The organism is Streptomyces albiflavescens, from assembly GCF_014645835.1.
Lineage (GTDB): Bacteria > Actinomycetota > Actinomycetes > Streptomycetales > Streptomycetaceae > Streptomyces > Streptomyces albiflavescens.
The window spans coordinates 1-16,351 of record NZ_BMMM01000016.1 but is presented as its reverse complement, the minus strand read 5'-3'; the positions used below and the strand labels follow the sequence as shown (position 1 = coordinate 16,351).

15 protein-coding genes and 1 riboswitch are annotated in these 16,351 nt (G+C 71.1%); of the genes, 8 read left to right on the top strand and 7 right to left on the bottom strand.

What is annotated here, in order from left to right; all coding sequences use genetic code 11:
- Positions 1-41: 41 nt before the first annotated feature.
- The 4 genes from IEY95_RS34940 to IEY95_RS34925 are packed head-to-tail and all read left to right on the top strand — an operon-like array spanning position 42 to position 5,776.
- Positions 42-1,571, top strand: coding sequence for a GMC family oxidoreductase (locus IEY95_RS34940; protein ID WP_189190214.1), 1,530 nt, complete (start codon positions 42-44; stop codon positions 1,569-1,571).
- Entirely contained in the window at positions 1,571-2,860 is a 1,290-nt protein-coding gene (locus tag IEY95_RS34935; protein ID WP_189190213.1) for a quaternary amine ABC transporter ATP-binding protein, read from the top strand. Before IEY95_RS34940 ends, IEY95_RS34935 begins: the two co-directional genes overlap by 1 nt.
- Complete coding sequence (locus tag IEY95_RS34930) at positions 2,860-4,818, top strand: ABC transporter permease (RefSeq protein WP_189190212.1); 1,959 nt, start codon at positions 2,860-2,862, stop codon at positions 4,816-4,818. Before IEY95_RS34935 ends, IEY95_RS34930 begins: the two co-directional genes overlap by 1 nt.
- A 1-nt stretch (position 4,819) precedes the next feature.
- Positions 4,820-5,776 (top strand): ABC transporter substrate-binding protein, encoded by a 957-nt coding sequence (locus IEY95_RS34925; RefSeq protein ID WP_189190211.1) that lies wholly within the window; start codon positions 4,820-4,822, stop codon positions 5,774-5,776.
- Positions 5,777-5,865: 89 nt separating this feature from the next.
- On the opposite strand, the gene IEY95_RS34920 is transcribed toward IEY95_RS34925, so the two are convergent.
- From IEY95_RS34920 to IEY95_RS34910, 3 genes are read right to left on the bottom strand one after another with little or no spacing between them, the layout of a single operon-like run.
- On the bottom strand, positions 5,866-6,579 hold the full coding sequence (locus IEY95_RS34920; protein ID WP_189190210.1) for an isocitrate lyase/PEP mutase family protein: 714 nt from the start codon (positions 6,577-6,579) through the stop codon (positions 5,866-5,868).
- 8 nt (positions 6,580-6,587) lie between these two features.
- Complete coding sequence (locus tag IEY95_RS50860; protein WP_373294612.1) at positions 6,588-6,854, bottom strand: carboxymuconolactone decarboxylase family protein; 267 nt, start codon at positions 6,852-6,854, stop codon at positions 6,588-6,590.
- Positions 6,851-7,390 (bottom strand): carboxymuconolactone decarboxylase family protein, encoded by a 540-nt coding sequence (locus IEY95_RS34910; RefSeq protein ID WP_373294611.1) that lies wholly within the window; start codon positions 7,388-7,390, stop codon positions 6,851-6,853. The genes IEY95_RS50860 and IEY95_RS34910 overlap by 4 nt, the downstream gene beginning before the upstream one ends.
- A gap of 47 nt (positions 7,391-7,437) precedes the next feature.
- On the opposite strand from IEY95_RS34910, the gene pdxR reads away from it, so the two are divergent.
- The gene (pdxR, locus tag IEY95_RS34905) at positions 7,438-8,838 is read left to right on the top strand and encodes a MocR-like pyridoxine biosynthesis transcription factor PdxR (RefSeq protein WP_189190209.1); all 1,401 of its coding nucleotides are present in this window, start codon (positions 7,438-7,440) and stop codon (positions 8,836-8,838) included.
- A gap of 117 nt (positions 8,839-8,955) precedes the next feature.
- On the opposite strand, the gene IEY95_RS34900 is transcribed toward pdxR, so the two are convergent.
- Complete coding sequence (locus IEY95_RS34900; protein WP_189190397.1) at positions 8,956-9,780, bottom strand: DMT family protein; 825 nt, start codon at positions 9,778-9,780, stop codon at positions 8,956-8,958.
- 185 nt (positions 9,781-9,965) lie between these two features.
- On the opposite strand from IEY95_RS34900, the gene IEY95_RS34895 reads away from it, so the two are divergent.
- Positions 9,966-10,307 carry a hypothetical protein gene (locus IEY95_RS34895; protein ID WP_189190208.1) on the top strand — a complete coding sequence of 114 codons (342 nt, stop codon included), beginning with the start codon at positions 9,966-9,968 and terminating at the stop codon, positions 10,305-10,307.
- Between the two features lie 58 nt (positions 10,308-10,365).
- On the top strand, positions 10,366-11,553 hold the full coding sequence (locus IEY95_RS34890; protein WP_189190207.1) for a glutathionylspermidine synthase family protein: 1,188 nt from the start codon (positions 10,366-10,368) through the stop codon (positions 11,551-11,553).
- A 59-nt stretch (positions 11,554-11,612) separates the two neighbouring features.
- Here IEY95_RS34890 and rocD read toward each other — a convergent pair whose 3' ends face one another.
- Positions 11,613-12,827 carry an ornithine--oxo-acid transaminase gene (gene rocD, locus IEY95_RS34885; RefSeq protein WP_189190206.1) on the bottom strand — a complete coding sequence of 405 codons (1,215 nt, stop codon included), beginning with the start codon at positions 12,825-12,827 and terminating at the stop codon, positions 11,613-11,615.
- Between the two features lie 155 nt (positions 12,828-12,982).
- Positions 12,983-13,070: riboswitch (ZMP/ZTP riboswitch) on the top strand.
- 31 nt (positions 13,071-13,101) lie between these two features.
- Between rocD and IEY95_RS34880 the strand changes: the two genes are divergently transcribed.
- Complete coding sequence (locus IEY95_RS34880; RefSeq protein ID WP_189190205.1) at positions 13,102-14,547, top strand: glycine hydroxymethyltransferase; 1,446 nt, start codon at positions 13,102-13,104, stop codon at positions 14,545-14,547.
- Between the two features lie 22 nt (positions 14,548-14,569).
- Here the strand turns inward: IEY95_RS34880 and IEY95_RS34875 are convergent, their stop codons facing one another.
- On the bottom strand, positions 14,570-15,277 hold the full coding sequence (locus IEY95_RS34875) for a hypothetical protein (RefSeq protein WP_373294610.1): 708 nt from the start codon (positions 15,275-15,277) through the stop codon (positions 14,570-14,572).
- A 90-nt stretch (positions 15,278-15,367) separates the two neighbouring features.
- On the bottom strand, positions 15,368-16,090 hold the full coding sequence (locus IEY95_RS34870; protein WP_229703573.1) for a hypothetical protein: 723 nt from the start codon (positions 16,088-16,090) through the stop codon (positions 15,368-15,370).
- Positions 16,091-16,351 lie beyond the last annotated feature (261 nt).

The following is a 16,351-nucleotide window of genomic DNA, read 5'->3' as shown; positions in this document are numbered from 1 at the left end:
CTACGCGCCGTACCTTGCACGCCCCGGAGGAGCACCACTTCATGTCCCAGCACGAGAACACGTACGACTACGTCGTCATCGGCGGCGGCACGGCGGGCTCCGTCATCGCATCCCGCCTCACCGAGAACCCGGACGTCACCGTCGCCGTCATCGAGGGCGGCCCCAGTGACGTCGACCGCGAGGACGTCCTCACCCTGCGCCGCTGGATGGGCCTGCTCGGCGGAGAGTTGGACTACGACTACCCGACGACCGAGCAGCCGCGCGGCAACTCGCACATCCGGCACAGCCGCGCCCGGGTGCTCGGTGGCTGCTCGTCCCACAACACGCTGATCGCGTTCAAGCCGCTGCCGTCCGACTGGGACGAGTGGGAGGCGGCGGGCGCCAAGGGCTGGGGCGCGGTGCCGATGGAGGCGTACTACGCACGGCTCCTCAACAACATCGTCGCGGTCGACGAGAAGGACCGGAACGCCATCGCCCGCGACTTCGTCGACGCGGCGCAGCAGGCGCTCGGCGTACCGCGTGTCGAAGGCTTCAACAAGAAGCCGTTCACCGAGGGCGTCGGCTTCTTCGACCTGGCGTACCACCCGGAGAACAACAAGCGGTCGAGCGCGTCGGTGGCGTACCTGCATCCGGTGATGGACCAGCGCGCCAACCTGACGCTGCTGCTGGAGACCTGGGCGTACAAGCTGGAGCTGGACGGGACGCGGGCGACGGGCGTGCACGTCCGCACCAAGGACGGCGAGGAGATCCTCGTACGGGCTCGCACCGAGGTCCTGCTGTGCGCGGGCGCCGTGGACTCGCCGCGACTGCTGCTGCACTCCGGCATCGGGCCGCGTGCCGAACTGGAGGCGCTCGGCATCCCGGTCGCGCTCGACCTCCCCGGTGTCGGCGAGAACCTGCTCGACCACCCCGAGTCCGTCATCGTCTGGGAGACCGACGGGCCCATCCCCGAGAACTCGGCCATGGACTCCGACGCGGGCCTGTTCGTGCGCCGCGATCCGGAGCACCCGGGGCCAGACCTGATGTTCCACTTCTACCAGGTCCCCTTCACGGACAATCCGGAGCGGCTCGGCTACGTGCGCCCGGCGCACGGCGTGTCGATGACCCCCAACATCCCCAAGCCACGCAGCCGCGGGCGCCTGTACCTGACCAGCCCCGACCCGGCCGTGAAGCCCGCCCTCGACTTCCGCTACTTCACGGACGAGGACGACTACGACGGCCGTACCCTCGTCGACGGCATCAAGATCGCCCGCGAGATAGCCAAGGCCGAGCCGCTCGCGGGATGGCTCAAGCGCGAGGTGTGCCCCGGCCCCGCCGTCACGGACGACGAGGAGCTCAGCGCGTACGCGCGCCACGTGGCGCACACCGTGTACCACCCGGCGGGCACCTGCCGTATGGGCGCGCCGTCGGACGAACTCGCGGTCGTCGACCCCGAGTTGCGAATCCTCGGTCTCGACGGCATCCGGATCGCCGACGCGTCCGTCTTCCCGACGATGCCGGCCGTGAACCCGATGATCGGGGTGCTCATGGTCGGGGAGAAGTGCGCCGACCTGATCGGGGGTGCTGCGTGATGAGTACCGCGACCCCGCGTCAGGACAAGGGCACCGAGCCCGTCTTCTCCGTGCACAACCTGTGGAAGGTCTTCGGTCCCAAGGCCGAGCGCGTCCCCGCCGACCCCGAACTCGCCGCGCTCAGCCCCGCCGAACTGCGCTCCCGCACCGGCTGCACGGCCGCCGTCCACGACGTCAGCTTCGACGTGCGCAAGGGCGAGGTGTTTGTGGTGATGGGCCTGTCCGGCTCGGGCAAGTCCACGCTCGTGCGCTGCCTCACCCGGCTGATCGAGCCCACCTCCGGCGGCCTCGCGATCGACGGCGAGGACGTTCTGGCCATGGACAAGGCCCGGCTGCGCGAACTGCGCCGCCACCGCGCCGCGATGGTCTTCCAGCACTTCGGCCTGCTGCCGCACCGCACGGTCCTCGACAACGTCGCGTACGGCCTGGAGATCCAGGGCGTCTCGCGTGCGGAGCGCCGCGCGAAGGCGGCCGCCATCGTCACCAAGGTCGGCCTCGAGGGCATGGAGCAGCGCAGGCCGGGTCAGCTGTCCGGCGGTCAGCAGCAGCGCGTGGGCCTGGCCCGGGCGCTCGCCGTCGACCCCGAGGTCCTTCTCTTCGACGAACCGTTCAGCGCGCTCGACCCGCTGATCCGGCGCGACATGCAGGAGGAGGTCATCCGGCTCCACCGCGAGGAGGGGCGCACGATGGTCTTCATCACCCACGACCTGAACGAGGCCCTGCGCCTGGGCGACCGCATCGCCCTCATGCGCGACGGCCGCATCGTCCAGCTCGGCACCCCTGAGGAGATCGTCGGCTCACCCGCCGACGACTACGTCCGCGAGTTCGTCCGCGACGTGCCGCGCGAGCAGGTGATGACGGTGCGTACGGCGATGCGGGCCGCGTCCGCGGAGGAGGCGGGCCGGGGACCGGCCGTGTCGCCGGAGGCGACGGTGTCGGAGGCGATCGAAGCGGTGGCACGCACCGGCTCCCCGGCCCGGGTCATGGACGGGGGCCGCTGCGTCGGGGTGGTCGACCACGAGCGCCTGCTCGGAGTGGTCGCAGGGACTGGTGTGCCCACGGACGACCGTGCCGCTGAGGCAGTCGCTCCGGCTGCGGGCCATCGTGCCGCTGAGGCAGTCGCTCCGGCTGCGGGCCATCGTGCCGCCAGGGGCGGCACCCGTCCCGAAGAGAGCGGCCCCCGTCCCGAAGAGAGCGGCACCCGGCAAGCTCCGGCCCGCGACACCCGGGCCCCGGGCACGCCCGACGCGGGTGTCCCTGTCGCCTCCGGCGAGGGGGAGGTGGCCTGATGGCTACAGCCACCGCCCCCATCGGCCATACCGGGTTGGCGGACCGAGCCAGAGCCCTGGTCCGCCACCGTGCCGCAGGCAAGCTCCTCCTGCTGGCCCTGGCGGCAGCCGTGATCGTGCCCTTCCTCAACGCCCGTTGGGCCAGCGGAACCTGGCCGCACGCGCTCACCGTCGACCTCACCGACCCGCTCGGCAAGGTCAGCACCTGGATCATCGACAACAGGGACAGCCACCCTCTGTTCCTGTACTTCTTCGGCTACATCAGCAACGCCGTCGTCCTGTCCGTACGCGCCGTCTACCTCGTGCTGCTCGCAGCGGGCTGGGCAGGCGTGACAGCCGTGGCGGCCCTCGTCGCCTGGCGAACGGCGGGCGTACGGCTGGCCCTCGGCACCGCCGCCGCGTTCCTCACCTGCGGCCTGCTCGGCATGTGGGTCCCCACCATGCAGACGCTGGCGCTCATGGTGGTCGCCGTGCTCGCCTCCGTGGCACTGGGCACGCTGCTCGGCCTCGCCGCGGGCCTGTCCGACCGCACGTACCGCGCACTGCGGCCCGTGCTGGACACCATGCAGGTGCTCCCGGCGTTCGCGTACCTCCTCCCCGTCGTGCTGGTCTTCGGCATCGGCGTCCCCGCGGCCGTACTCGCGACCGTCGTGTACGCCGCCCCGCCCATGGCCCGCCTCACCGCGCTGGGTCTGCGCGGCGCGGACACCGGGGTGATGGAGGCCGTCGCCTCGCTCGGCGCCACGGCCCGCCAGCGGCTGCTCACCGCACGTCTGCCCCTGGCCCGCAAGGAACTCCTGCTCGGCCTCAACCAGACGATCATGATGGCGCTGTCCATGGCCGTGATCGCCTCCGTGATCGGCGCGGGCGGCCTGGGAGACCGCGTCTACCAGGCGCTGGCCTCCGTCGACGTCGGCGCCGCGCTGGCCGCGGGAATCCCGATCGTGCTGCTCGCGGTCGTCCTGGACCGGGTGACGGGAGCGGCGGGGGAGCGGCTCGGGGGCGACTCGCGGGGGAACCCGAGGGCATGGGCGTACGCCGCCGTCGTGGCCGTCGCCGTCGCGCTCGCCGGACGTCTCACGGACCTCCTCGACTGGCCCGACGCCTGGGCCGTCCACATCGCCGAGCCGGTGAACCGCGCCGTCGACTGGATGACCGACCACCTCTACTCCGGCGTCCCCTACATCGGCGGCACCGCCGACTGGGCGGGCCATTTCACGACCTGGATCCTGGACCCGCTCCGGGACGGCCTCCAGTGGCTGCCCTGGTGGTCGGTCCTCCTGATCGTCGCCGCCCTCGCCTGGCTGATCGGCACCTGGCGCACCGCGCTCACCGCCGTCCTCGCGATGGCCGCGATCGGTGTGCTGGGTGTCTGGAAGCCGTCGCTCGACACGCTCTCGCAGGTGCTCGCGGCGGTCGCCGTGACCCTCGTGCTCGGCTTCGCGATCGGCATCGCCGCCGCGCGCAGTGAGCGCGTCGAGCGCCTGCTGCGTCCGGTGCTTGACGTCTTCCAGACCATGCCGCAGTTCGTGTATCTGATCCCGGTGGTGGCGCTGTTCGGCGTGGGCCGCGCGCCCGCCGTGGCCGCTGCGGTCGTCTACGCCCTGCCGGCCGTCGTCCGCATCACCACCCAGGGCCTGCGTGCCGTCGATCCGGCCGCGCTGGAGTCGGCCCGCTCGCTCGGCGCGACCAGCGGGCAGCAACTGCGCCAGGTCCAGCTGCCGCTGGCCCGCCCCGCACTGCTCCTCGCCGTCAACCAGGGCGTCGTCCTCGTCCTCGCCGTCGTCATCATCGGCGGTCTCGTCGGCGGCGGGGCGCTCGGCTACGACGTCGTCTTCGGCCTCGCCCAGGGCGACCTGGCGACCGGCCTGGTCGCCGGCGCCGCCATCGTCTGTCTCGGCCTGATGCTCGACCGGGTGACCCAGCCGACCGAACGCCGCGCGAAGAAGGGAGCCTGACATGCGACTGCGTACGACTCATGTGGTGGCCGGTGCCTCGGCCCTGATGCTGCTGACCGGCTGCGGCGCCGCCGACATGACCAAGCAGGCCTCGCCCTTCGCGAACGCCCAGGGCGCCAAGACCGTGACCCTGTCCGTGCAGTCGTGGGTCGGCGCCCAGTCCAACGAGGCCGTGGCCCAGTACCTGCTGGAGCACGAGCTCGGCTACCGCGTCGACACGGTCCAGGTCGACGAGGTCCCCGCCTGGGACGCGCTCAGCCAGGGCCGGGTCGACGCGATCCTGGAGGACTGGGGCCACCCCGACCAGGAGAAGCGCTACGTCGAGGACAAGAAGACCATCGCGCGCGGCGGCGACCTGGGTGTCACCGGCCACATCGGCTGGTACGTCCCCACGTACTTCGCCCAGCAGCACCCGGACGTGACGGACTGGAAGAACCTCAACAAGTACGCCGACCAGCTCCGCACCGCGGAGAGCGGCGGCAAGGGCCAGCTCCTCGACGGCTCCCCGTCCTACGTCACCAATGACAAGGCCCTGGTCAACAACCTGAAGCTGAACTACCAGGTGGTGTTCGCCGGTTCGGAGGCCGCGCAGATCACCCAGATCAAGCAGTTCGCCAAGGACAAGAAGCCCTTCCTCACCTACTGGTACTCCCCGCAGTGGCTCTTCAAGAAGGTCCCCATGACCGAGGTGAAGCTCCCGGCCTACCAGGAGGGCTGCGACGCTGACCCGCAGAAGGTCGCCTGCGCGTACCCGCACACCCCGCTCCAGAAGTACCTCAACGCGGACTTCGCGAAGACCGGCGGCAAGGCGGCCCAGTTCCTGAAGAACTTCACGTGGACGACCGAGGACCAGAACGAGGTCTCCCTGATGATCGCCAACGACAAGCTGTCGGCTCAGGAGGCGGCGAAGAAGTGGGTGCGGGAACACGAGTCGACGTGGAGGACATGGCTCCCGTAGCCCCGTAGCCCCGTAGCCCCGTAGCCGTGGGCGTGGGCGTGGGCGTGGTCCCGTGCCGGGCGCCTCGCGAAGAGGCGCCCGGCACGGACCTATCGCAGGCCCACCGCGGTCTCCCGCACTGCCTCGGCCGAGCGCCGCTGCAACCCCGGCCCGAACGTGACCCGCGTAGCCCCGAGCTCCCCCAGCTCGGACATCGAGGGCCCGTCCAGCCGAGCGAGCACGTTCACCGGCCCCTGAATCCCCGCCCGCAGCAGCGGAAGTACGTCGGAGGGCGCCCCGATCGGATACACACAGTCGGCCCCGGCCGCCACGTACAGCGCGGCCCGCTCGATCGCCCGCTCCGGATCCGAGTCCCCATGGATGAAGACATCGACGCGAGCGTTGACGAAGAGCTGCCCACCCGCGGCGCCCCGCACCTCGGCGAGCCAATCGGCATGCCGCGCCGCATCCTTGAGAACACCCCCGTCGGAGTCCTCGAGATTGCAGCCGACCGCACCCGCTTCCAGCAACCGCTCCACCAACTCCTTGGGCGCGATCCCGTACCCGCCCTCGACATCCGCGGACACGGGCACGTCGACGGCCCGTACGATCCGCGCGACCGCCGCGAACATCTCGTCGGCGGGCGTGGCCCCGTCCTCGTACCCGAGCGACGCGGCGACCCCGGCGCTGGGCGTGGCGAGCGCCGGGAACCCGGCGTCCACGAACACCCGCGCGCTCGCGGCGTCCCAGGGGCCGGGCAGGACCAGCGGCTCGCCCGGGACACGGCCATGATGCAGCGCTCGGAACCTCTCGGCCTTGCTCACCACCTCGCTCACCATTCCGTGCCGCCCGCCGGGATACGACGGCTGACCATCAGCCGGTTCCACCCGTTGATGGCAGTGATCAACCCGATGAGATGAGCCAGTCGGCCCTCGTCGAAATGCTTGGCCGCCCGCTCGTACACCTCGTCCGGCACAAGGCCTCCCCCGGACTTCGTCCGGGAGGTGCCCTTCTTCGCCGCCGCACTGAGCGCCTGCATCGCGGTACGGACGCCGACGTCGAGGCGGGTCGTGCGCGCCGTCCCGGGGGCTGCCGTCACTTGTACTGTCCGGCCTGGTAGTGCCCGGGAACGAGGCGGCAGGTCACGCCGAACCGGTTCCACGCGTTGATCACCGTGATCGCGGCGATCAGCTGGGCCAGCTCGGCCTCGTCGAAGTGCGCGGCGGCGCGCTCGTACACCTCGTCCGGCACAAAGCCGTCCGTCAGGACCGTGACCGCCTCGGTCAGTGCGATCGCCGCGAGCTCCTGCTCCGTGTAGAAGTGCTCCGACTCCTCCCACGCGCTCAGCTGCACGATCCGCTCGACGCTCTCGCCCGCCGCGAGCGCGTCCTTGGTGTGCATGTCGAGGCAGAAGGCGCAGTGGTTGAGCTGCGAGGCGCGGATCTTCACCAGTTCCAGGAGTACGGGGTCCACACCCCGCCGGGCCGCCGCATCGAGCTTGATCATGGCCTTGTAGACGTCGGGGGCGAGCTGGGCCCAGTTCAGACGCGGGCTGTGCTCGGGGGCGTACCGCACGGTCGCGGCGGTCGTCTCGGTCGTCGTGCTCTTCGTGGTCTCGTCCGTGTGGGTCATCATGTGATCGACCCTATGAGTGGAGTAGCCCAGGAGTATGGTCCATTTACATGGCAAAAACACGGGCCACTTTGGGGGCCGACGGGGTAGATCTCCATGTCGAGCCGACCGGATCCGGCGTCCGCAAGGGCCTGACGGACGCGCTGCGCGAGGCGGTCCGCAGTGGCCGTCTGGCCCCCGGAACCCGCCTCCCGTCCTCCCGCTCGCTCGCCGCCGATCTCGCCATCGCGCGCAACACGGTCGCCGACGCGTACGCCGATCTGGTCGCGGAGGGCTGGCTCACCGCACGCCAGGGCTCGGGCACGAGGGTGGCCGAGCGGACGGTGGTGCGACCGGCGCCGGAGCCGGCGCCCCGCAGACGAGAGCAGGGGCGCCCCACCTACGACCTGGTCCCCGGCAGCCCCGACCTCGCCTCCTTCCCGCGCACCGCATGGCTCAAGGCGGCCCGCCGCGCGCTGACCGCCGCGCCGCACGACGCCCTCGGCTACGGCGATCCGCGCGGCCGCCCCGAACTGCGCACCGCCCTCGCGGGCTACCTCTCCCGTGCCCGGGGGGTACGGGCAGACCCGGAGCGCATCGTGATCTGTTCCGGTTTCTCGGACGGCCTGACCCTGCTGGGAGCGGTGCTGCGGCAGCGGGGCCTGCGCTCCCTCGCCGTGGAGTCGTACGGCCTGGACGTCCACTGGAACCTTCTGCACCGCTCGGGCCTGCGCACGACGCCGCTCCCTTTCGACGAACTGGGCACGCTTGCAAGCGACTTGACGGGCGTACGGGCCGTCCTGCTCACCCCCGCCCACCAGTTCCCCATGGGCCTGCCGCTCCATCCGGACCGCCGGGCCGCGGTGGTGGACTGGGCCCGCCGCATCGGCGGGCTGATCCTGGAGGACGACTACGACGGCGAGTTCCGCTACGACCGGGGGCCGGTCGGCGCGCTGCAGGGCCTCGACCCCGACCACGTGGTCTACCTGGGCACCGCCAGCAAGTCGCTGGCTCCCGCGCTGCGCCTGGGCTGGCTGGTGCTGCCCGCGTCGCTCGCGGACGAGGTCGTCTCGCTGAAGGGCGGCGGGGGCTGGTCCACCGGAGCCCTGGACCAGCTGACCCTCGCCGAGTTCATCACCTCCGGCGCGTACGACCGACACGTCCGCGCCGCCCGGCTCCGCTATCGGCGCCGCCGGGACGCCCTTGTCGCCGCCCTCGCGACCCGGGCCCCCGCCGTCCACGCCACCGGCATCGCCGCCGGCCTCCATGCGGTGCTCCGCCTCCCGCAGGGCACCGAACAGTCAGTGGTCCAGGCCGCCGCCTGGCAGGGCCTCGCCGTCCACAGCCTGTCGCGCTACCGTCACCCCGACGCGGCCCCCGAGCCCCTGGACGCGCTGGTCGTGGGCTACGGCACACCACCGGACCACGCATGGTCGGGCGCACTGGACGCGCTGTGCCGGGCGCTGCCTTGAGGCTTGCACTCTTTGAGCGGGGGGCTGGGGGCGCAGTCCCCAGGGACGATGGGGTCCCCCTGCTCGAGCGAAGCCGAGAGCTTGGGGGAGGGCGGGGGCGGAGGGGGCGAGAGACCCCTACGCCTCCTCACCCGGCGCCTCCCCGAACCGCGCCAGCGCCAACGCCCCCACCACAGCCACCGCGAACCCGAGCACCGCCAGCCACGACAGCCCCTCCCGCGTACGGTCCCCCAGCCACACCACCCCCACCACCGCGGGCCCGATGGTCTCCCCGATGACCAGCCCGGCGGTGGCTGTCGTCACCGAACCCCGCTGCAAGGCCGAGGTGAGCAGCAGAAACGCCGCCCCTCCGCCCATCAGCAGCGCATACGTCGCCGGATTGCTCAGCAACGCCCCCGGATCGAGGTCGTCGATGAGCCGCACCGCCACCTCGACCACTCCGAACCCGAACCCGGCGCCCAACCCGAGGGCGAGCGGCCGTACCCGCTCGGGCAACCGCCCGCCCACGAGGCCCAGCAGCAGTACGGCGACGGCCGTGCCCAACATGGCGTACTTCAACGCAGTGGACCCCGCGACCTCCCCCTCCGTTCCGGACGCAAGCCCCAGCATCGCGAGCCCCGCGCACACCACCCCCACCGCGCCCCACTCGACCCGGCTCAACCGCACCCGCAGCAGCCACGAGGCCACCACCGCCGTCACGGCGAGACTCGCGGCGAGCGCCGCCCCCACCGCGTAGATCGGAATCGACCGCAGCGCGGCGATCTGCAACAGGAACCCGACCCCGTCGAGCGCGAGCCCCGCGAGATACCGCCACTGCCGCAGCGCCCGCAGCAGCAGCGCCGTGTCGCCGCCCGGCCCGCTCTCGGCCGCCGCGCGCGCCGCCATCGCCTGCAACACCGTCGCCGTACCGAAGCAGACCGACGCACCGAGGGCGCACATCATTCCAAAGAGCACGAAGTGACTGTAGGGGACGGTGAATCGCAGGGGGTCATCGCATGCTTCCCGCAAGCGATCTCTAATCTGATCACCTCCAGCATGCGAATGATCTGAACACAACACGCGCACCGCTCAGAAGCGGCGGCGAACACGTACCGCTCAGCAACAGCGGTGACAACGGGGGAACGAACATGGCAGACAGTGGACGGCAACTGCGCTCGGGCACGGTCGTGCTCGGCGGCATGGGACTCCTCGCGGCGGCGCTCACCGCCTGCTCCTCGGACCCCGACAAGCGCTGTGTCGACCGAGACAGCTACAACCTCACCAAGGGCTACAAGGTCGTCGCCGACAAGAACTGCAAGTCCACCAAGACGTCGGCCAACGGCTCCTGGTACTACGGCGGCAAGAAGAAGAGCGGCTGGGTCGACGGAGGCTCCTTCATCAAGCCCAGCAAGGGGTCCGGCAGTTCGAGCGGTGGCAGCGGCGTCCACCGCGGCGGCTTCGGCAGCGGCAAGGGCAGCTCCGGCGGCTGAGCGCGTACGACGTCTTCGTACCCGTACGCGCTCAAGGACCCGATCGGACCCGCACGCCATGGAACGCCGCACCATCGACCCGCGCCCCGGCTGGCAGCAGACCGTCGAGGAGCAGGGTCTCATCTACCCGCTCACCCGCTACCCGGACGACTCCCTGCGCCCCTACTGGGACGAGAGCGCGTACTACGTCTTCTCGCTCCCCGAGGTCGAGGCTCTGGAGGAGGTCGTCGAGGAACTGCACCGCATGTGCCTGGTGGCGGCCGACCACATCGTCACCGCGGACCGCTTCGCCGACCTCGGCATCACCGAACCGCGCGTCGCCGAACTCGTCGCCGAGGCCTGGCATCGCCGCGCCGAACTCCCGTCCGTCTACGGCCGTTTCGACCTCTGCTACGACGGCACGGGCCCCGCGAAGCTCCTGGAGTACAACGCCGACACCCCGACCTCCCTCGTCGAGGCCGCGAGCCCCCAGTGGTTCTGGATGGAGGACCGCTTCCCGGGCGCCGACCAGTGGAACTCCCTCCACGAGCGTCTGGTCGCCGCCTGGAAGAAACAGGGCGCCCTCCTGCCACCCGGCAGCCCCCTCTATTTCGCGCACTCCGCCGCCGACGAACTCGGCGAGGACCTGATGACGGTCGCCTATCTGAAGGAGACCGCGGAGCAGGCCGGCCTCGACACCGACTGGATCTCCATGGAGGAGATCGGCTGGGACCCCCTCTCCGGCCGCTTCGTCGACAATCAACTCCGCTTCATCCGCAGCTGCTTCAAGCTCTACCCCTGGGAGTGGCTCACCGCCGACCGTTTCGCCGGGCACGTCCTGGACACCCTCGACAACGGCGGCGGCACGGGCAGCACCCTGTGGATCGAGCCCGCCTGGAAGATGCTCCTCTCCAACAAGGCCCTCCTCGCCATCCTCTGGGAGCTCTACCCGGACCACCCGAACCTGCTCCCGGCCTACCTCGACGGCCCACGCGAACTGGCGCGCACCAAGGGCTACGTCGCCAAGCCCCTCCTCGGCCGTGAGGGCGCGGGCGTGTCGGTGCACGAGCCGGGCGCCGCCCCCGTCCTACGCGTCGAAGAGCCCTGTTGCTACCAGGAACTGGCGCCCCTGCCCGACTTCGACGGCAATCGTGTCGTCCTCGGCGCCTGGGTCGTCGAGGACGAGTCGGCGGGCCTCGGCATCCGTGAGTCCTCCGGCCTGATCACCGACGAGTACGCCCGCTTCCTGCCGCACGTCATCCTCTAGCGCGCGGGTGCGCGGGTGCGCGGGCGCGACGGTGCGAGGGGCGCTAAGAGCGCGAAGCTCTACACCCCCAGTACGCCGCGGAGTTGGGCGAGCCCCCAGTCCAGGTCCTCCTTGCTGATGACCAGGGGCGGGGCGATCCGGATCGTGACGCCGTGGGTGTCCTTGACGAGGACGCCCCGGTCCATCAGCTTCTCGGAGATCTCCCGCCCCGTGCCGTAGGCCGGGGCGATGTCGATGCCCGCCCACAGACCGCGCCCGCGCACCTGTGTGACATGGCCGGTGTCCGTCAGCAGGCCCAGCTCGTGGTGCAGATGCTCGCCGAGCTCGGCGGCCCGCCGCTGGAACTCGCCCGACCGCAGCATCGCGATCACCTCCAGCGCCACCGCACAGGCCAGCGGATTCCCCCCGAACGTCGACCCGTGCTCCCCGGGCCTGAACACCCCGAGCACCTCACTCGACGACACCACGGCCGAGACGGGGACGACCCCACCGCCGAGCGCCTTGCCGAGCACATACATGTCGGGCACCACACCCTCGTGCTCGCAGGCGAACGTACGCCCGGTCCTGCCGAGGCCCGACTGGATCTCATCCGCGATGAACAGGACATTCCGCTCCCGCGTCACCTCCCGCACCCCCTGGAGATAACCGGACGGCGGCACCAGCACCCCCGCCTCGCCCTGAATCGGCTCCAAGAGCACGGCGACCGTGTCCTCGGTGACCGCCTCGCGCAGCGCCGCCAGATCCCCGTACGGCACGATGTCGAAGCCCGGCGTGAACGGGCCGAAGTCCGCCCGCGCCTCGGCGTCCGTGGAGAAGCTGATGATCGTCGTCGTACGGCCGTGGAAGTTGTCGCTCGCCACGACGATCCTCGCCCTGCCGTCCGGGACGCCCTTGACCCGGTACCCCCACTTCCGGGCCGTCTTCACCGCGGTCTCCACCGCCTCCGCGCCCGTGTTCATCGGCAGCACCATCTCCATGCCGCACAGTGCCGCCAGCTCCCGGCAGAAGTCCGCGAACCGGTCGTGATGGAACGCCCGCGACGTCAGCGTCACCCGCTCCAGCTGCGCCTTCGCCGCGTCGAGCAGCCGTCGGTTGCCATGTCCGAAATTCAGCGCCGAGTATCCGGCCAGCAGGTCGAGGAAGCGGCGCCCCTCGACATCCGTCATCCAGGCCCCGTCCGCCGTCGCCACGACGACCGGCAGCGGGTGGTAGTTGTGCGCGCTGTGCGCGTCGGCCGAGGCGATGAACGCCTCCGTCGTCTCCGTAGCGGTCACGGGATCTCCGTTTCTTGACGTGCGGCACGAGGGGCGCGTCCCCGAGCACGGGGGAGTGGTGCCCGCGAGTGGCGGGTGGTTTGTGGCCTATTTCCTATCGTCGCTCGCATGGTGGACTCGGGAACCCGGCCGTCCGGCGCGCCCGGTAGGCTGGCCAACGGGGCCGTGACTGGCGCGCTGGGATGGGACCGACCATCGGGGAGCGACCCCATCAACTGTGTGCCGTGCGCCTGGGCCGACCCGTGAACGCTGAACGCCACGTCCGGAGGCCGTCATGCCAGAGCCCCTTTCCACCGAGTCGACCGCCTTCCGCAGCGCTCTCGACGTGATCCGGGCCGTGGAGCCCCGGGTCGCCGACGCCATCGGCCAGGAAGTCGCCGACCAGCGCGACATGCTCAAGCTGATCGCGTCCGAGAACTACGCGTCCCCGGCCACCCTCCTGGCCATGGGCAACTGGTTCAGCGACAAGTACGCCGAGGGCACCATCGGCCGCCGCTTCTACGCCGGCTGTCGCAACGTCGACACCGTCGAGGCCCTCGCCGCCGAGCACGCCCGCGAACTCTTCGGCGCCGAGCACGCCTACGCCCAGCCGCACTCCGGCATCGACGCCAACCTCGTCGCCTTCTGGGCCGTCCTCGCCGCCCGCGTCGAGGCCCCCGCCCTGGAGCGGGCCGGCGTCCGCAACGTCAACGACCTCTCCGAGGCCGACTGGGCCGAGCTGCGCCAGGCCTTCGGCAACCAGCGCATGCTCGGCATGTCCCTGGACGCCGGAGGCCACCTCACCCACGGCTTCCGCCCGAACATCTCCGGCAAGATGTTCGACCAGCGTTCCTACGGCACCGACCCCGCCACCGGCCTCATCGACTACGAGGCCCTGCGCACCTCCGCCCGTGACTTCAAGCCGCTGATCATCGTCGCCGGCTACTCCGCCTACCCCCGCCTGGTGAACTTCCGCATCATGCGGGAGATCGCCGACGAGGTCGGCGCGACCCTGATGGTCGACATGGCGCACTTCGCCGGTCTCGTCGCGGGCAAGGTCCTCACCGGAGACTTCGACCCGATCCCGCACGCCCAGATCGTCACCACCACCACGCACAAGTCACTGCGCGGCCCGCGCGGCGGCATGGTGCTGTGCGACGAGACGCTCGCCGAGCAGGTCGACCGCGGCTGCCCGATGGTCCTCGGTGGCCCCCTTCCCCATGTCATGGCCGCCAAGGCCGTCGCACTCGCCGAGGCCCGGCGCCCCGAGTTCCGCGACTACGCCCAGGCTGTCGTCGACAACTCCCGCGCCCTCGCCGAAGGCCTGACGCGCCGCGGCGCCACCCTGGTCACCGGCGGCACGGACAACCACCTCAACCTGATCGATGTCGCCTCCTCCTACGGCCTCACCGGCCGCCAGGCCGAGTCCGCACTGCTCGACTCGGGCATCGTCACCAACCGCAACGCCATCCCCGCCGACCCGAACGGCGCCTGGTACACCTCCGGCATCCGCATCGGCACGCCCGCGCTGACCACCCGTGGTCTGGGTACGGCCGAGATGGACGAGATCGCCGGTCTGATCGACCGCGTCCTCGCAGCCGCAGAGCCCGGCACCACCGCCAAGGGCAGCCCGTCCAAGGCCCAGCACGTCCTGGACCCGAAGATCTCCGACGAGATCGCCCACCGCGCCACCGACCTGCTCGCCGGCTTCCCGCTCTACCCGGAGATCGACCTCGGCTGACGCACCCGGCACTTCACCGGGGCTACAAGTCGATCAGCTCCTGTCGTGGTTCCCGCGGCGGTCCGGCAATTTCATGCCCGGCCGCCGCGCGGCGTATCAGAAGGGTGCCGCCGACTCCGATCGCCAGGCCGGCCGCCAGCCCGGGTATCGCCCACCCCGCATGCTCCACCGCATGCGAGTCCGAGACCGCCACCGATGCGCTTCCGGAGCCGAACAGCATTCCTTGCTCCGCCAACTGCTCGAACACCGAGCGCGGTGCCCGATGCCAGCGGATGTCGTCGTCCTCCACATCGGGCGAGGGATCCGACCGCACCCACGGCGTCCCGTCCGCCGCCACGAACACCTGGTCCTGGCGCTCGATGGCGACATCGCCGCCGGGCGCCCTGCTGGTCTGAGGCCAGCCCCCGACCCCGGTCAGCCCCCAGATCACCGTGGCCCGCACCTTCGGGAAGCGGCCCTGCACCCAGGCCTCGGGCACCCGCTCCGTCCCCGTGTACCTGGGCGACAGCAGCCGCCAGAGCCGTACGAAGTCCCGCTCCCCGGCGCGCAGGGCGGTCGTCCGCCCCGTGTCGCCGGCGATGACCAGGGCCAGATCCGGGGTGTCGGCCTTCGCGTACGGAGCGGTTTCCGTCGAGGCGTGGGCCGCCGGTCCACCGAGCGTGGCCAGCGCCACGGAAGCCAGAGACAGGAGCCATAACCTCGCACTCGCCCTTTCGACCCGGAACCTCATCCGGCCCCTTCCACCCCTGCTCCCCCTCATTCGTCCCCCTCGCCCTTCGTCCCTCGTGCGTCCCGCATCCCCTCGCGCGATCCGCACCTCTCATACGTCCCGGAGCTCCTGCCGAGGCTCCGTCTCGCGCTCCCGCCTGCCCAGAGGCCGAGCTCCCGGCACCCCGGCGACCAGCGGCCGCAGCACCAGGGTCAGCACGGCTCCGGCCGCCGCCCCCGGTATCGCCCACCACCAGTCGGTGCCGTCGCCGGTCGTGGCATCCGCGGCGGTCGTGGTGCGGGCCTCTTCGGCGGGTGCGGATGCGGTGCCGGAGTCCTCCGGCATCTGCCGGGGAGCCGGGAAGATTCCCCCGCCGCCCTCGGGCGACGGCTTGCCCATTACGCCGAGCTTCTTGAACAGCGCCCGCACCTGGGCCGGGTCCTCGGCCTTGTGCCAGTAGCCGTTCATGCTCGGCAGTTCTGTCGTCGTGTGTATCCAGACGTCCTTGCTCCGCGGCGAGTCGGGATAAACGCGGTCGACCCTCCACGGCGACACGTCATGGGCCAGCCATGTGACGTTGAGCTGATGTCCGCCGGCGCTTCCCTGCCCAGGCGGCTCCTCGCGCGTGCCCGAGCCGGGCTCGCCCAGCAGGCTCATCAACTGCCCGTACTCCTTGTCCGAGTAGTACAACGCCGTGGTCTCCGCGCTCTCCGGCGAGACCACCAACACGCTCGTCGGTCCGCCGGCCATCGCGGACGGTGCCCCCAACAGCACCGCCGCGAAGGCCACCGCCAACGCCCCCGTCACCGTGAGCAGTTCACGAAGTCTGCGCATCCGAACCCCCAACCAGCCGGTCGATCCACGTGCGGCCCGCCCGCACGCCGTGTGTCACTTCTGGTACACCGCTCGACCCGCCGGGGTTCCCACTCGGCACCGACCAAAATCCCGGCTACCGAGTTTCATTCGCAGTGCGTCGGGCTTCAGCCCGGTGGTGAAGCGAATCTCGTGATTGCGGCGCGGAGCGTCGCAGTGTCGTTCCGGCGGAGCCGGACCGGGCGGGCCGTGGCGGTGAGATGGGGAACGGATGTTCCCGGC

What these genes read in the sequence shown, in the direction of transcription:
- IEY95_RS34880 (WP_189190205.1), top strand. Translation starts at nt 13,102, where the DNA reads ATGCCAGAGCCCCTTTCCACCGAGTCGACCGCCTTCCGCAGCGCTCTC.
- IEY95_RS34890 (WP_189190207.1), top strand. Translation starts at nt 10,366, where the DNA reads ATGGAACGCCGCACCATCGACCCGCGCCCCGGCTGGCAGCAGACCGTC.
- IEY95_RS34910 (WP_373294611.1), bottom strand. Translation starts at nt 7,390, where the DNA reads ATGATGACCCACACGGACGAGACCACGAAGAGCACGACGACCGAGACG.
- IEY95_RS34895 (WP_189190208.1), top strand. Translation starts at nt 9,966, where the DNA reads ATGGCAGACAGTGGACGGCAACTGCGCTCGGGCACGGTCGTGCTCGGC.
- IEY95_RS34935 (WP_189190213.1), top strand. Translation starts at nt 1,571, where the DNA reads ATGAGTACCGCGACCCCGCGTCAGGACAAGGGCACCGAGCCCGTCTTC.
- IEY95_RS34870 (WP_229703573.1), bottom strand. Translation starts at nt 16,090, where the DNA reads ATGCGCAGACTTCGTGAACTGCTCACGGTGACGGGGGCGTTGGCGGTG.
- IEY95_RS34940 (WP_189190214.1), top strand. Translation starts at nt 42, where the DNA reads ATGTCCCAGCACGAGAACACGTACGACTACGTCGTCATCGGCGGCGGC.
- IEY95_RS34925 (WP_189190211.1), top strand. Translation starts at nt 4,820, where the DNA reads ATGCGACTGCGTACGACTCATGTGGTGGCCGGTGCCTCGGCCCTGATG.
- pdxR (WP_189190209.1), top strand. Translation starts at nt 7,438, where the DNA reads ATGGCAAAAACACGGGCCACTTTGGGGGCCGACGGGGTAGATCTCCAT.
- IEY95_RS34875 (WP_373294610.1), bottom strand. Translation starts at nt 15,277, where the DNA reads ATGAGGTTCCGGGTCGAAAGGGCGAGTGCGAGGTTATGGCTCCTGTCT.
- IEY95_RS34900 (WP_189190397.1), bottom strand. Translation starts at nt 9,780, where the DNA reads ATGATGTGCGCCCTCGGTGCGTCGGTCTGCTTCGGTACGGCGACGGTG.
- IEY95_RS34930 (WP_189190212.1), top strand. Translation starts at nt 2,860, where the DNA reads ATGGCTACAGCCACCGCCCCCATCGGCCATACCGGGTTGGCGGACCGA.